Raw genomic sequence first — 12828 nt, forward strand, 5'->3', positions numbered from 1 at the left:
GGCTACGAGCGAACGAACGCCGCCAGGGCGCCCGCCGCCAGGGCGCCCGCGGCCAGGGCGGCCCGGCGCCACATCCGGGGCAGCTCGGCGGGCCGAGGATCGGGGGGCAGGCCGTAGACCTCGGGACGGTCGAGCAGCAGGAAGAAGGCTCCGAAGCCACCGACCCCGTCGGCCGGATCCGCGCCGTAGAGCTGTGCCCCCTCCTCCCCCGCCTCGTGCAGCGTCTGCAGCCGACCCTCGGCCCGCCGGCGCAGTTCCAGCAGGGGGCCGAACTGGATCGATTCGGTGGGGCAGGCCTGGGCGCACGCGGGCTGCAGGCCACCGTGGAGCCGGTCGTAGCACAAGGTGCACTTGAAGACCCGCCCGTCCTCCGGGCGTTGGTCGATGACCCCGAAGGGGCACGCCGGCACGCAGTAGCCGCACCCGTTGCACACGTCCTCCTGCACCACCACCGTCCCGAACTCCGTACGGATCAGGGCGCCGGTGGGGCACACCTCCAGGCAGGCGGCGGACGTGCAGTGCTTGCAGACATCCGAGCTCATCAGCCAACGCAGGCCCTGTTCGGACTGCTCGATGAAGGCCACATGGCGCCACGTGCTGGCGCCCAGGCCGCCGGTGTTGTCGTAGGAGGTGCCCAGGAAGGCGAGGCCGTCCTCGGGAACCCCGTTCCACTCCTTGCACGCCACCTCGCACGCTTTGCAGCCGATGCAGACGCTGGTGTCGGTGAAGAAGCCCACCCGCTCCGGCCCGGGTTCCCACCCGGCCCGGGCGGCCGGATCCGAGAGCCGCGTCACCGGGCGCCTCGTAGATCGGCGGGCAGGCCGGCCCGCTCCCGGTAGCTGGCCACGAGGCGGCTGACCGCCGGCCCCCGGGGCCGGCGCCCGGGCCGGATGTCGCAGGTGGCTGCCTTGACCTCCTGGATGTGCACGTTGGGGTCCAGCACGATCGACGCCAGGTCGTTGGCCCCATCGCCGGTCACCAGGCCCTGGCTCCCCCAGTGGTAGGGCAGGCCCACCTGGTGGATCCGCTGGCCCTGCACCTGCAGCGGGGCCATCCGGTCGGTCACCAGGACCCGGGCCTCGATGGCCGCCCGGGGCGTGACGATCGTGGCCCACCCACCGTGGGTGAGGCCGCGTTCAGCGGCTAGCTCGGGGTGGACCTCGCAGAACATCTCGGGCTGCAGCTCGGACAGCACGTGCAGGGTGCGCGACATCGCGCCCGCGGTGTGGTGCTCGGTCAGCCGGTAGGTGGTGAACACGTAGGGGAAGACCCCGGCCCCGGGCTCCGAGGCGTACCGGTTGCCCTCCCGGTCGAAGCGCTGCCGGGCGGGGTTGGACTGCTGGCGGTACAGGGTGTTGCGGAAGGGCGACTCCTCGGGCTCGTAGTGCACCGGCAGCGGGCCGTCCTTCAGCCCGTGGGGCACGAAGAGCCACCCGAGGCCATCGGACTGCATGACGAACGGGTCAGTGCCCCGCAGGGCGTGCTCCGCCCGGGCTCCGGGCGGCGGCTGGTAGTCCGGAGCCATGGTCTTGGTGCAGTCGGCGGCGTCGTGGCCGGTCCACTCGCCCTTGGCCGCGTCCCACCAGACGTAGGCCTTGCGCTCCGACCACGGCTCACCACCCGGGGTGGCCGACGCCCGGTTGTAGAGCAGGCGGCGGTTGGCGGGCCAGGCCCAGCCCCATTCGGGCGCCACCCAGCTCTGGCGGTCGCCGGGTGTCCGCCGGGCGGTCTGGTTCTCCTCGCCGGCGTAGCAGCCGCAGTAGATCCAGCAGCCGCACACCGTGGAGCCGTCGGCCTTCAGCTGCGTGTAGGTGTCCAGCGCATGCCCAGCACCGTCCCACCCGTTGATCTCACGCAGGACCGCCCCGGCGCCGGGATCCTCGTGCGGCCCGCTCACCGGATAGTCCCAGGTGAGCTCCAGCACGGGCCGGTCCCGCGCGTCGCCCGAGGCGGCCAGCTTCTGCCGCACGATGCGCCCGAGGTGGTAGTAGAACCACAGGTCGGAGCGGGCATCGCCGGGCGGCTCGACCGCCTTGTGGCGCCACTGCAGCAGGCGCTGGGTGTTGGTGAACGTGCCCTCCTTCTCGGTGTGCGCCGCCGCCGGCATCAAGAACACCTCGGTGCCGATCTCCCCGGTGCGCAGCTCCTCCGACTCGATCTCCGGGCTGTCGTACCAGAACGAGGCGGTCTCGATCTCGGCGAAGTCCCGCACCACCAGCCAGTCGAGGTTGGCCAGCGCCCGCCGGTGCAGGCTGCCGTTGGCCGAGCCGACCGCCGGGTTCTCCCCGATGACGAAGAACCCTTTGACGGTCCCGTCCAGCATCCCGAGGATGCTCTGGTAGCTGGAATGGTCACCGTTGATGCGGGGCAGGTAGTCGAAGCAGTAGTCGTTCGCCGCCGTGGCGGCCGGCCCCCACCAGGCCTTGAGCAGGCTGGTCACGTAGGCGTCCATGTGGCCCCAGTAGCCGTTCTCGGCGCCGTCCCGGGCGATGAACTCCCCCAAGCTGGAATGCGTGTGGGCGTGCGGCATCGGGATGTAGCCGGGCAGCAGGTTGTACAGCGTCGGGATGTCCGTGGACCCCTGGATGCTGGCGTGGCCCCGCAGGGCCATGATCCCCCCGCCCGGGCGGCCGATGTTGCCCAGCAGGAGCTGGATGATGGCCGCCGTGCGGATGTACTGCACGCCGACGCTGTGCTGGGTCCAGCCCACGGAGTAGACGAAGGCGGACGTCCGCTCGGGCCCGGAGTTGGCGCACAGGGCCTCGGCCACCCGTAGGAACACCGGCTGCGGCACCCCGCACAGCTCCTCGACCACCGCGGGCGTATAGCGTGCGAAATGTCTCTTCAGGATCTGGAACACGCAGCGGGGGTGCTGCAGCGTCGGGTCGGTGTGGGCGGCGTGCCCGGTACCCGCCTCCCCGTGGCCCCCGAACTCGCCGCCCGCCGCCGACCCCGCCTGCTCCCGTTGGCCGGCGGAGGACTGGACCCGGGTCCCCTCGTAGGTCCAGCTCGCCTGGTCGTAGGTGCCGGATTCGGGGTCGAAGCCCGAGAACAGGCCGTCGAGGTCCTCGGTGTCGGCGAATTCCGGGCTCACAATTGCCGAGGCGTTGGTATAGGCCTTGACGTAGTCGGAGAACTCCCGGCCGTTCGCCAGGATGTAGTGCACGATGCCCCCCAGGAAGGCGATATCGGACCCGGCGCGGAGTGGGACGTGCAGGTCGGCCACCGCGCTCGTGCGGGTGAACCGGGGGTCGACGTGGATCACCGTCGCTCCACGGGATTTCGCCTCCATCACCCACTGGAAGCCCACGGGGTGGCACTCGGCCATGTTGGAGCCCTGGATGACGATGCAGTCGGCATTCGCCAGATCCTGCTGAAAGGTCGTGGCGCCGCCCCGGCCGAACGAGGTCCCCAAACTGGGGACAGTGCTGGAGTGTCAAATCCGGGCTTGATTCTCGATCTGCACCGCTCCCAGCGCGGTATAGAGCTTTTTCATGAGGTAGTTCTCCTCGATGTCGAGGGTGGCGCCCCCGAGGCTGGCCACGCCCATGGTCCGGCGCAGCGTGCGGCCCTGGCCGTCGACGTCCTCCCAACCCTCCCGCCGGGTGGCCAGCAGGCGGTCGGCGATCATGTCCATCGCCTGGCTGAGGGGGATCTCCTCCCAGCGGGTGCCGTAGGGCCGGCGGTACCGCACGGTCCGGAGCCGGCCGGGCCGGGTCACCAGCTCCTTGCTGGCGGCGCCCTTCGGGCACAGCCGGCCCCGGGATATCGGGCTGTCGGGATCACCCTCGATCTGGACGACCTTTCCGTCCTTCACGAAGATCCGTTGCCCGCAGCCCACCGCGCAGTACGGGCACACCGATTGGACCACCTCGGCCGCCTCGGTCCGGGGACGCAGGCCACGGGTTCGATCGGAGATCGCCGCCTCCCCCAAGCCCCAACGGTCCTTCCCGACCAGTTGGCGGAGTGCAGGCCAGCGCGCCAAGCGCGCCCCCGGGAAGCGGGAATCCATGCCGGGTCGGTACCCACTTTGACGCGACCTAACACCGCCGCACGGGCCGGTTTTGGTCCGGTGGTTTCGGGTAACCACTTGGTAACAGATGTTTGCCGGAGGAATTGGAAGATATTGGCTGATGGATATCTCAGGGCGCCGGGCTGACGCCACCCCCAGCCACACCCGACAGATGCCGAAGCCGTCTTCACCTCCGGTGAGGACCGTGGAATTGGGGACCGTGAAAGGAGGGGGCCATGGGCCTCGAAGACAAAGCCGAAGCCGGTATTGACAAGGCGAAGGGCAAGGCCAAAGAAGCGATCGGAAAGACCACCGACGACCGATCCATGGAAGCGGAGGGGCACATCGATCAGGCCAAGGGGGGCGCAAAGCAGGCCTGGGAGCATGTGAAGGATGCAGCCAAGGGCTGACCGGCCTGCGGTCACGACCAACAGATGGATCCCGGAGAGGATCCACGCGAAAGGAGCTCATCATGAGCGAGAGCCCAGCGCATGTCCCTGGGGTTCCCAAAGGTGAGGAAACCGTGGAGCGTGAGGGCCGCGAGCCCGGGCGCTACCCGACCGGCAGCGATGACACCCCCGCCGGCCGCCCCCACGGGACATCGACGGCCCGGGATGACACCGGGGTCGACCCCCAGGAGCCCGTCACGGGAGGCACTCCGAAGGGATAAGGAGAGAACTGCGCGACACAAAGGGCCCGGTCTCCGGGCCCTTTGTTTTTTTGTCACTGGAGAGAACAGAAAGGATGCGCCGCGATGAGTGATGAGGGCATCGAAGAGATGGAAGCTATTGCCGAGGAGATGAAGGAGGAGCAGGAAGAGATCCTGAAGCGCCTCGATCCGTACCACGGTCCCAATGCGGTGACCGGTCCCACCCGGGATGCAGGGGGGCCATCGGCAAACGCGTAAACGGGGCGTCGGCCGCAGCGAACACCCGCCGGACCGCCAAATGGCAGCTGAGCCCGACTACCCAACCCGCCGCCACGTCGGTCAGGTAGTGCGAACGGCTGGCCACCAATGCCCCGTGCGACGCGAGGACCAGGGCGGCGAGCGGCGCCGCCAGGCGGGGGGTGGCCCTCATCACGCCGAGCGCGAATGCGAGCTGCGTCGCGGCGTGCCCAGAGGGGAACGACGACGTTAAGGGCGGATGGAGTCGCCGGCGTGCCGCCGGGGGCCGGGGGCGGCGGAACGCGGGCTTCAAGAGAAGGTTCGCCACGACAACCGCGAGAACTGCGCCGGATACACCGCACACGACGCCATCGATTGCCCGGTCGTCGCCCTCGCAGAGCACCAATGTCCCGAGGGCGAACCAGGTGCGTGATTCCTGGAAGATCCGGCCGATCCTCACTGGCCAGGGCAGCGCTTGGCGCTCCGTGCTGGTCAGTCCCATGCGCCGCTCACGCCCCAATCAGTGCCGGCGCAACCGAAGGGTACCGAGCGGTTCGACGACGCGCAGCTGCCCGGCGGGCCGGAGAGGCCCCGCCGGGCAGGCACAGGTGAACTCGATGGCTTAGACGTCTTCCTCGATGACGGTCCTGTGCCGGCTGCCACCACCGAAGCCGCCCCAGCTGCTCCAGAAGACCAGCGAGAGGAGGGCGCCAATGATGCCCACGACCATCAGGATGACGCCGATAGTGTGGAGGTTAAAGCCTCGCGTATTGTTGACCGAGATGGCGAAGTCAAGGATCGCCCCGACTGCGATGAGGAAGATGCTGGTTCCCAGGCCCATGTCGTTCTCCTTTCAAGATGGCTTCTAGCTTGGCTTGGATCCATCCGTATGATTCCCATCTGGGGGCGTAGCAAATCCTTGGGCGTCCCGGATAACCGGTTTACGGCGCCCGAGGGCGACGTAGCATGCGGCGCCCACCGGGATCGGCAGCCAGAACTGCACCAGCCGGTAGGCCAGGACCCCCAGCACGGCTATGCCCCGGGGGGACCCGAAGCCGACCAGGGTCGGGACCAGGATCCCCTCGACCACACCGAGCCCGCCCGGGGTCACCGGGATGGCCGCCAGGACATTGGCGATGCCATAGGCGACCAGAAGCCCATCCGGATTTTCGAAGTGCCCGAACGCCGCCAGGAAGATGTAGAGCGACGCGGCGTCCAAGACCCAGTTCAGGCACGCCCATCCCAGGGCCCGCCTGAGGAGTGCGCGGTCATTCGTCAGCGTCTGGATGCGCCGGGCAAGGTCGTGGACGATGCGCTCCATGTCGAAGCGCCGGACGTAGGGCAGCCTCCGTGCCAGTGCCCCCACCCACCGGGCGGCCCGGTCCTGGCCCCGGGTGAGCAGGACGACCGCGGCGGCGAACAGGCCGATGGCGGCCCCGCCGACGGCGGCGGCGAGGCCATACAGCGGGTTGAACCCGCTCACCGGGATCGACACCACCAACGCCAGCCACAGGATGAGGTTGAGCACCACGGCCGAGCCCAGACCCTGCGTGGCGAGGACGAAGCCCGCCTCGGGGCCGGTCGCTCCCTCGCCGGTCAGCAGGCGGAAGCCCAGGGCCTCCCCACCCGCTGCCCCGCCGGGCAGGATGTGGCTGATGGCCAGGGTGGCCAGGTCGATGCGCCACACCCGGGAGAACCGGCCGACGCCCTTCGGCAGCAGGATCTGCGTGAGGCGGGCGTAGCTCGCCAGGCTCGCCGCCTGCAGGGCCACCCCGAGCAGCACGTAGCCCAGGTTCACCCGGCCCAGCAGGTGGACGGACTTGTGGAGACCCACAATTTGCGGGAGGACCAGGTACTCCACCACGGCTGCCATCACCAGCACGAGGACCAGCCGGCGCACGGGGTGCCGGGAGATCACCCGGCGCCAGTACGGGGCCTTCGCCGACGGAGAGGAAGCGGACGGAGCGAGGGGCATACCGCTTTCGTACCCCGCGCACGTCGTTTGGTGCGCAGGGCCACCGGGTAACCGCGAACCATGGTCCACGACGTGGCCGGCCTGTTCCGGCCGGCCCAACCCGGCTCCATGCGCGAGGGCGCCCGGTCGATCGCGCCCTAGTACCACCGACCTCCCCTGCGCGCACCCATTCCGGTCGGAATCCGGGCCTCGATCCCTCGATGGCGCATCACATCGGAAGGTCCATCACAACGGAAGGGTCCATCACAACACGAGGCTGCGAAAGGATGAAACGCCGTGCTGGAAACCGAAGAGTTCCCCCTCGGGCTCGCGCCCACCAAGGACCCGGCGTGGCTCGTGATCGTCGATGACGTCGAGGCCGCGCAGGAACCGGCCGTCGAGTCCTGGCTGACCGTGAGTAACGGGCGCTTCGCGGTGCGGGGGCTCCTGCCCGGCTCGGCGGGGATCCCGCACCCTGCCTGCTTCGTGGCGGGGTTCTACGGCAACGCCGACGGCGATATCTCGTCCCTGGAACTCGTGCCATGCCCGGACGTGGCGAGCATCAGGGTCGCGCTCGAGCCCCCCTTCCCGCCCGCGGGGGGCCCGGCCCGGGGATGCCGGCGGATCCTGGACCTGGCGCAGGGCGTGCTCTTCACGACCCAGACCCTGCCCGGCGACCGGGCCCTCACGACCGTGCGCTTTGCCTCCATGGCGGAGCGCAGCCTGCTGGCCGTGGCGGCGCAGGTGCACGGGGACAGGCCGGCTGCCCTGTCCGCCCCGGTGTTCGTGCAGGCCGACTCGGTCCTGCGGTCCGCCGAGGTGCGCCGGACCGAGCAGGTCGACGTGCACCTCCACGGCCATGCCGAGCGCCAGGTCCACATGGCCGTGGCCACCCATGCCGAGCGGGACTCGCTGCACCGGGTGGCGGCGTTCCACCGCTCGTACGCCCCCCCGGAGGAGGCGGATGCCGCGCGCTCGGCACTCGAGCACGCCCGGGGGGCCGGACTGGCCCGCGCTGCCCAGCACCACCGGGCCGCCGTCGCCGACCGCTGGCGGGATGCCGCGGTGGAGGTCGCGGGAGCCCCGGAGTTCCAGCGCGCGCTGAGTTTTGCGCTCTTCCACCTCATGTGCTCGGGGGACCCGGAGTGCGAGACCGCGTCGATCGGGGCCCGGGGGCTCACCGGCACCGGGTACCGGGGGCACGTGTTCTGGGACACCGACGTCTTCGTCGTGCCCTTCTTCACCTACACCCACCCGGCGACCGCCCGGGCACTGCTTGCCTACCGCTACCGGACCCTCGACGCGGCCCGGGAACGGGCAGGTGAGTACCGGGGCGCGCTCTTTCCCTGGGAAGGAGCGGATACCGGCGAGGACTGCACACCGGCGGTGATCCGCCTCCCGGACGGGACCGCCGTGGACGTGCTGACCGGCCAGCAGGAGATCCACATCTCGGCGGACGTCGCCTGGGCCGTCTGGCAGTACTGGCAGGTCACCGGCGACGACGGCTTCATGGCGGACATGGGCACCGAGCTGCTGGTGGAGACCGCCCGCTTCTGGGCCTCGCGGGCAACCGTGGGCGAGGACCGCCGGTACCACATCACCGGCGTCATCGGCCCGGACGAGTACCACGAGGAGGTGACCGACAACGCGTTCACCAATGTGATGGCGCGCCAGAACCTGCGCTGGGCCGCCGAGGCGGTCGCCTGGATGGCGAAGGCTCGGCCGGGAGGCTGGGAATCGCTGGCCGGCCGGCTGCGGTTCGAGAGCTCCGAGCTGGCGGGCTGGGAGGCGGTCGCCTCGGGCCTGGCCAGCGGGCTGCACACCTCCGGCCCGGAGGCCGGCCTCTACGAGGAGTTCGCCGGGTACTTCGCCCTGGAAGACCTCCGGGCGGAGGACTTCGGCCGGCGGCCCTTCGCCGGTGAGCGGGTCCTGGGCACCAAGCGGTTGCGCCGGAGCCAGATCATCAAGCAGGCGGACGTGGTCATGCTGGCTCACCTCTTGCCCGGCGTGGTGCCCGTGGAGAGCGCCCGCACCAACTACCGGTACTACGAGCCCCGGACGGCGCACGGCAGCTCGCTCTCGCCTGCCATCCACGCCGCCCTGGCCGCCCGCACCGGCGACCTCGCCTCGGCCATGGCCAATCTCGACCTGGCGGCGCGGGTCGACTTGGACGACCGGATGGGCAACGCCTCGGAGGGGCTGCACCTGGCGGCAATGGGCGGCCTGTGGCAGGCGATGGTGTTCGGCTTCGGCGGGGTGGCGCCGGAGAGCGGGGGTCTGCGCCTGGATCCGGTGCTCCCTGAGCAGTGGGACCGGTTACGTTTCGCCCTCCGGTTCCGGGGCACCCGGGTTGCGGTCGAAGCCTCGGCCCGCGCCCTCACGGTGGACCTCGACGGCGACGCGGCGGTGGCCACGGGCAGCACGCCCCTCGCCCGGTTGGCGGCGGGCTCGTACCGGGCTGAGCGCACCCCGGGCGCCGGCTGGTCGGAGCTCCGGCGATGACGCCGCCACCGGAGCGGACCGAGCCAGCGCTCCCCCTCGGCCGCCTGGACGCCTGCATCTTCGACATGGACGGCGTCGTCACCGACACCGCCCGGACCCACTTCGCCGCCTGGAAGCGGATGTTCGATGCCTTCCTGGAAGACGCCGAACCGTTCACCAAGCAGGACTACCTGCTCTACGTGGACGGCAAGACCCGGTACGAGGGGGCCGAAAGCTTCCTGCAGGCCCGGGGGGTGTCCCTGCCCTGGGGTTCGCCGCAGGATGCGCCGGGCACCCCGACGGTGTGTGGGCTGGCCAACCGCAAGGATGCCTACTTCATCGATCAGGTGAGGAGCGCCGGCGTGGACCGCTACGAGTCCACCGTTGCCCTCCTGCACCGACTGCGGGCGAGCGGCCGGAAGACCGCCGTCGTGTCCGCCAGCCGCAACGCCACCGAGGTGCTGACCGCGGCCCGGGTCCTTGATCTGTTCGACGCCAAGGTGGACGGCGTGGATGCCGACACACTCGGCCTCGCCAGCAAGCCCGACCCCGCCCTCTTCCTGGAAGCCTGCCGCCGGCTGGACCTGCCGCCCGGCCGGGCCGCGGTATTCGAAGATGCCCTGGCCGGCGTCGCCGCCGGGCGCCGGGGGGAGTTCGGCTTTGTGGTGGGGCTCGACCGGGCGGGACAGGCCGTTGCCCTCCGGGAGGCGGGGGCCGACGTGGTCGTGCCCGACATCGAACAACTGAACGTGGACGCCGGGACCTGAGCCCGGCTGGCCCCTACCAGCGTTTAGGCACGTGGTTGCCGCATAGTACGCCGCCGCATGGAGGGGGCAATCTCGGACAGGTCTGCTTAAGTATTAGGTGAAGAACCGACCGAGGTTTGCGGACCGGTACTGAATGGGAATTCTCCGTTCCTACAGATACGGAGGAACGGATTTGGCACGGACAGGACAGCGCGACCCGGCACGCTCTGAGGTCGATACCAAATCTGAGGGCGCGTCGCCGGTCTGGCGGCAGTACCTGCGGGCAATGGGCCCCGGCCTCGTCACCGGTGCTTCCGACGATGACCCCTCCGGCATCGCCACCTACGCCCAGACCGGGGCGCAATTCCGCTTCGGCATGCTCTGGGCCGCCCTGATCACCCTGCCGCTGATGGCCGCGGTCCAGGAAATTTGCGACCGCACCGCTCTGGCCACGGGCAAGGACATGGGCACCCTGGTGGCCAAGCGGTTCCACTCCTGGGCCCGGGTGCTGATCGGCATCCTCCTGGGGGCGCTGATCGCCGCCAACGCGTTGAACATCGCCGCCGACCTGGCCGCCATCGGCTCCGGCATGCAGCTCCTGCACGCCGGATCGCCGGCATGGTGGGCGTTGGGCGCCGGGGTCCTGATCACCGGGCTGGTGATGGTGGGCTCGTTCCACCTCATCGCCCGGGTGTTCAAGATCCTGGGCGCCGCCCTGCTGGCGTACATCGGCGTGCTCTTTGCGCTGAAGATCAACTGGCCGTCGGTGGCCGTCCACACGCTGGTGCCCCACGTCGTGCTCTCGAAGGACTACCTCGAAGTCCTGGTGGCGGTGCTCGGCACCACCATCAGCCCGTACCTGTTCTTCTGGCAGTCGGCCCACCGGGTCGAGGAACTGCGGGCCGAGCCCGAGGGCGGCCGCCGGCCGGTCTCGCTCAAAAATCGGCCCCGGGGCGAGCAGGCGACCAAGGAGCGCACCAGCCGGGCCGACGTGTTCACCGGCATGGCCTTCTCCAACATCGTGATGTTCGCCATCATCGTGGCGACAGCCGCCACCCTGGGCGCCCACGGCAAGACCCACGTGACATCGGCCGCCAGTGCCGCGGAGGCACTCCGCCCGGTCGCCGGGAAGCTGTCCTCGGTCCTGTTCGCCCTGGGCTTCATCGCCTCCGGATTTCTTGCGGTCCCCGTGCTCGCCGGTTCGGGATCCGCCGGCATGGCCGGCCTCCTGCACAAGTCGTGGGGCTTCTCCCGCTCGCCCCGTGAGGCCCCGGTGTTCTACGCCCTGGTCGCCGCCGGGACCATCGGGGGGACCGTCCTCACGTTGCTCCACATCGACACCATCCACCTCCTGGTAATCGTGGCGATGGTGAACGGGCTGGCGGCGGCGCCGTTCCTCGTGGTCATCATGCTGATCTCAGGCGACGCCCGGCTCATGGGTTCCCACCGCAACCACCGGACCGCAACCATCCTGGGATGGACCGCCACGGGCCTCATGGCGGCGGCGGCAGTCGCCCTCATCGCCACCGGCGGGGGGCTGTAGGTCACATTCTTTACGCTCCGGCGGCTTCGAAGAGGGCTTCGTAGCCCGTCACCATGGCCTCGGACGAAAACCGCTCCTCCACCCGGGCCCGGCAGGCCCCGGGGTCGAGGCTCCGCACCTGGCCCACCGCCGCCACCAGGTCGTCCATCTCGCTGCGCAGGAACCCGGTCTGGCCGTCGGCCACCACTTCCCGGGCCGCCCCGCAGGGCCGGGCGACCACGGGCGTCCCGCACGCCATCGACTCGACCATCACCAACCCGAAGGGCTCCGGCCACTGGATGGGGAAGAGCGTGGCCAGGGCACCGGCATAGAGGCGCAGCTTCTCGGCCTCGCCCACGCCGTCGAGCACCTCCTCGGAGCCGGTCAGCCGGGGCGCCACCTGTTGCTCCCAGTACTGCTGCTCACCCGGCTCGGTCCGCTTGACCACCATCTTGAGCGGCAGCCCCGCCCGCCGGGCGATCTCCACCGCCACATCCGGCCCCTTCTCCCGGTTGACCCGGCCCACGAAGAGCAGGTAGCCGTCGTCGTCCTCACGGAAGGGGAAGCTCGCCACCCGGACCCCGTTGTAGACAACGCCGGCGTAGTGGGCACCGGGGTTCTCGGCGCGCTGCGCCTCACTAATGGCCACGAGCTCGACGTCGCCGTTCAGAGCCCCGTAGTAGCGCCGGACCTGCGGCGTCCAGGGCCCGTGCAGGGTGTGGAACACCGGGACAGGCGAGGGCTGGAGGGCCCCCAGCGCCACGCCCAAGACGGTGTGGTCGTGGATCACGTCAAAGTCCGCCGCGTGCCGGTACGCCGCCAGGGCGTGCACCAGCTCATCGGCCGCCTCCACGTTGCCGGTCCCTACCGGGCGGTCCAGGGTGGACACCACGCGGGCCGGGGAGGCGGACCCGGGGGCGGCGAACAGGGTGACGTCGTGCCCGCGGGCGCTCAGCCCGCCGGCCAGGTGCGCCACCACCCATTCGATGCCCCCGTAGTCTTTGGGCGGAACGGTAAGCGCAATCGGCGCTATTTCGGCAATTCTCATCGGCTCTCCTTACGAGCACGTCCTGGCAGACAGGCGGCGATGTGGTTGGTCGGTTCGGTACTCAGGGATTCGGCCGGGAGCGGCAGTACCGCGCGGCGCAGCGGCATTCCCCTTCCGTATGGTGATACCCACCAAGGGCCAGCCATACATCGGGCACGGCCCTGCGCCGCTTTCCAGCA

11 protein-coding genes and 1 pseudogene are annotated in these 12828 nt (G+C 70.2%); 6 read left to right on the forward strand and 6 right to left on the reverse strand.

Translation table 11 applies throughout. From position 1 onward, the window contains the following. Positions 1-2 precede the first annotated feature (2 nt). The gene (locus VFW71_14665) at positions 3-794 is read right to left on the reverse strand and encodes a 4Fe-4S dicluster domain-containing protein (GenBank protein HEU5004002.1); all 792 of its coding nucleotides are present in this window, start codon (positions 792-794) and stop codon (positions 3-5) included. Further along, complete coding sequence (fdh, locus tag VFW71_14670; GenBank protein HEU5004003.1) at positions 791-4012, reverse strand: formate dehydrogenase; 3222 nt, start codon at positions 4010-4012, stop codon at positions 791-793. Before fdh ends, VFW71_14665 begins: the two co-directional genes overlap by 4 nt. Before the next feature lie 236 nt (positions 4013-4248). Between fdh and VFW71_14675 the strand changes: the two genes are divergently transcribed. The 3 genes from VFW71_14675 to VFW71_14685 all read left to right on the forward strand — a co-directional run bounded on the left by VFW71_14675 (position 4249) and on the right by VFW71_14685 (position 4919). After that, the gene (locus tag VFW71_14675; GenBank protein HEU5004004.1) at positions 4249-4422 is read left to right on the forward strand and encodes a CsbD family protein; all 174 of its coding nucleotides are present in this window, start codon (positions 4249-4251) and stop codon (positions 4420-4422) included. 62 nt (positions 4423-4484) lie between these two features. After that, entirely contained in the window at positions 4485-4682 is a 198-nt protein-coding gene (locus tag VFW71_14680; protein ID HEU5004005.1) for a hypothetical protein, read from the forward strand. 84 nt (positions 4683-4766) lie between these two features. Further along, positions 4767-4919: a hypothetical protein gene (locus tag VFW71_14685; protein ID HEU5004006.1), complete on the forward strand. Its 153-nt coding sequence runs from the start codon at positions 4767-4769 to the stop codon at positions 4917-4919. 28 nt (positions 4920-4947) lie between these two features. Here the strand turns inward: VFW71_14685 and VFW71_14690 are convergent. From VFW71_14690 to VFW71_14700, 3 genes and pseudogenes are all read right to left on the reverse strand, one after another. Beyond that, positions 4948-5400 (reverse strand): annotated as a pseudogene (locus tag VFW71_14690) (phosphatase PAP2 family protein). A 120-nt stretch (positions 5401-5520) separates the two neighbouring features. Beyond that, complete coding sequence (locus tag VFW71_14695; protein ID HEU5004007.1) at positions 5521-5739, reverse strand: hypothetical protein; 219 nt, start codon at positions 5737-5739, stop codon at positions 5521-5523. Between the two features lie 24 nt (positions 5740-5763). Further along, positions 5764-6873, reverse strand: a complete 1110-nt coding sequence (locus VFW71_14700; GenBank protein ID HEU5004008.1) for a YbhN family protein — start codon at positions 6871-6873, stop codon at positions 5764-5766. A gap of 276 nt (positions 6874-7149) precedes the next feature. On the opposite strand from VFW71_14700, the gene VFW71_14705 reads away from it, so the two are divergent. From VFW71_14705 to VFW71_14715, 3 genes are all read left to right on the forward strand, one after another. Continuing rightward, on the forward strand, positions 7150-9354 hold the full coding sequence (locus tag VFW71_14705) for a glycosyl hydrolase family 65 protein (protein HEU5004009.1): 2205 nt from the start codon (positions 7150-7152) through the stop codon (positions 9352-9354). Next, the gene (locus tag VFW71_14710) at positions 9351-10100 is read left to right on the forward strand and encodes an HAD-IA family hydrolase (protein ID HEU5004010.1); all 750 of its coding nucleotides are present in this window, start codon (positions 9351-9353) and stop codon (positions 10098-10100) included. Before VFW71_14705 ends, VFW71_14710 begins: the two co-directional genes overlap by 4 nt. 265 nt (positions 10101-10365) lie before the next feature. Continuing rightward, positions 10366-11622 carry a divalent metal cation transporter gene (locus tag VFW71_14715; protein ID HEU5004011.1) on the forward strand — a complete coding sequence of 419 codons (1257 nt, stop codon included), beginning with the start codon at positions 10366-10368 and terminating at the stop codon, positions 11620-11622. Between the two features lie 10 nt (positions 11623-11632). On the opposite strand, the gene VFW71_14720 is transcribed toward VFW71_14715, so the two are convergent. After that, entirely contained in the window at positions 11633-12649 is a 1017-nt protein-coding gene (locus VFW71_14720; protein HEU5004012.1) for a glycosyltransferase family 4 protein, read from the reverse strand. Between the last annotated feature and the right edge of the window lie 179 nt (positions 12650-12828).

Source organism: Actinomycetota bacterium, from assembly GCA_035765775.1.
Taxonomy (GTDB): domain Bacteria; phylum Actinomycetota; class CADDZG01; order JAHWKV01; family JAOPZY01; genus DASTWV01.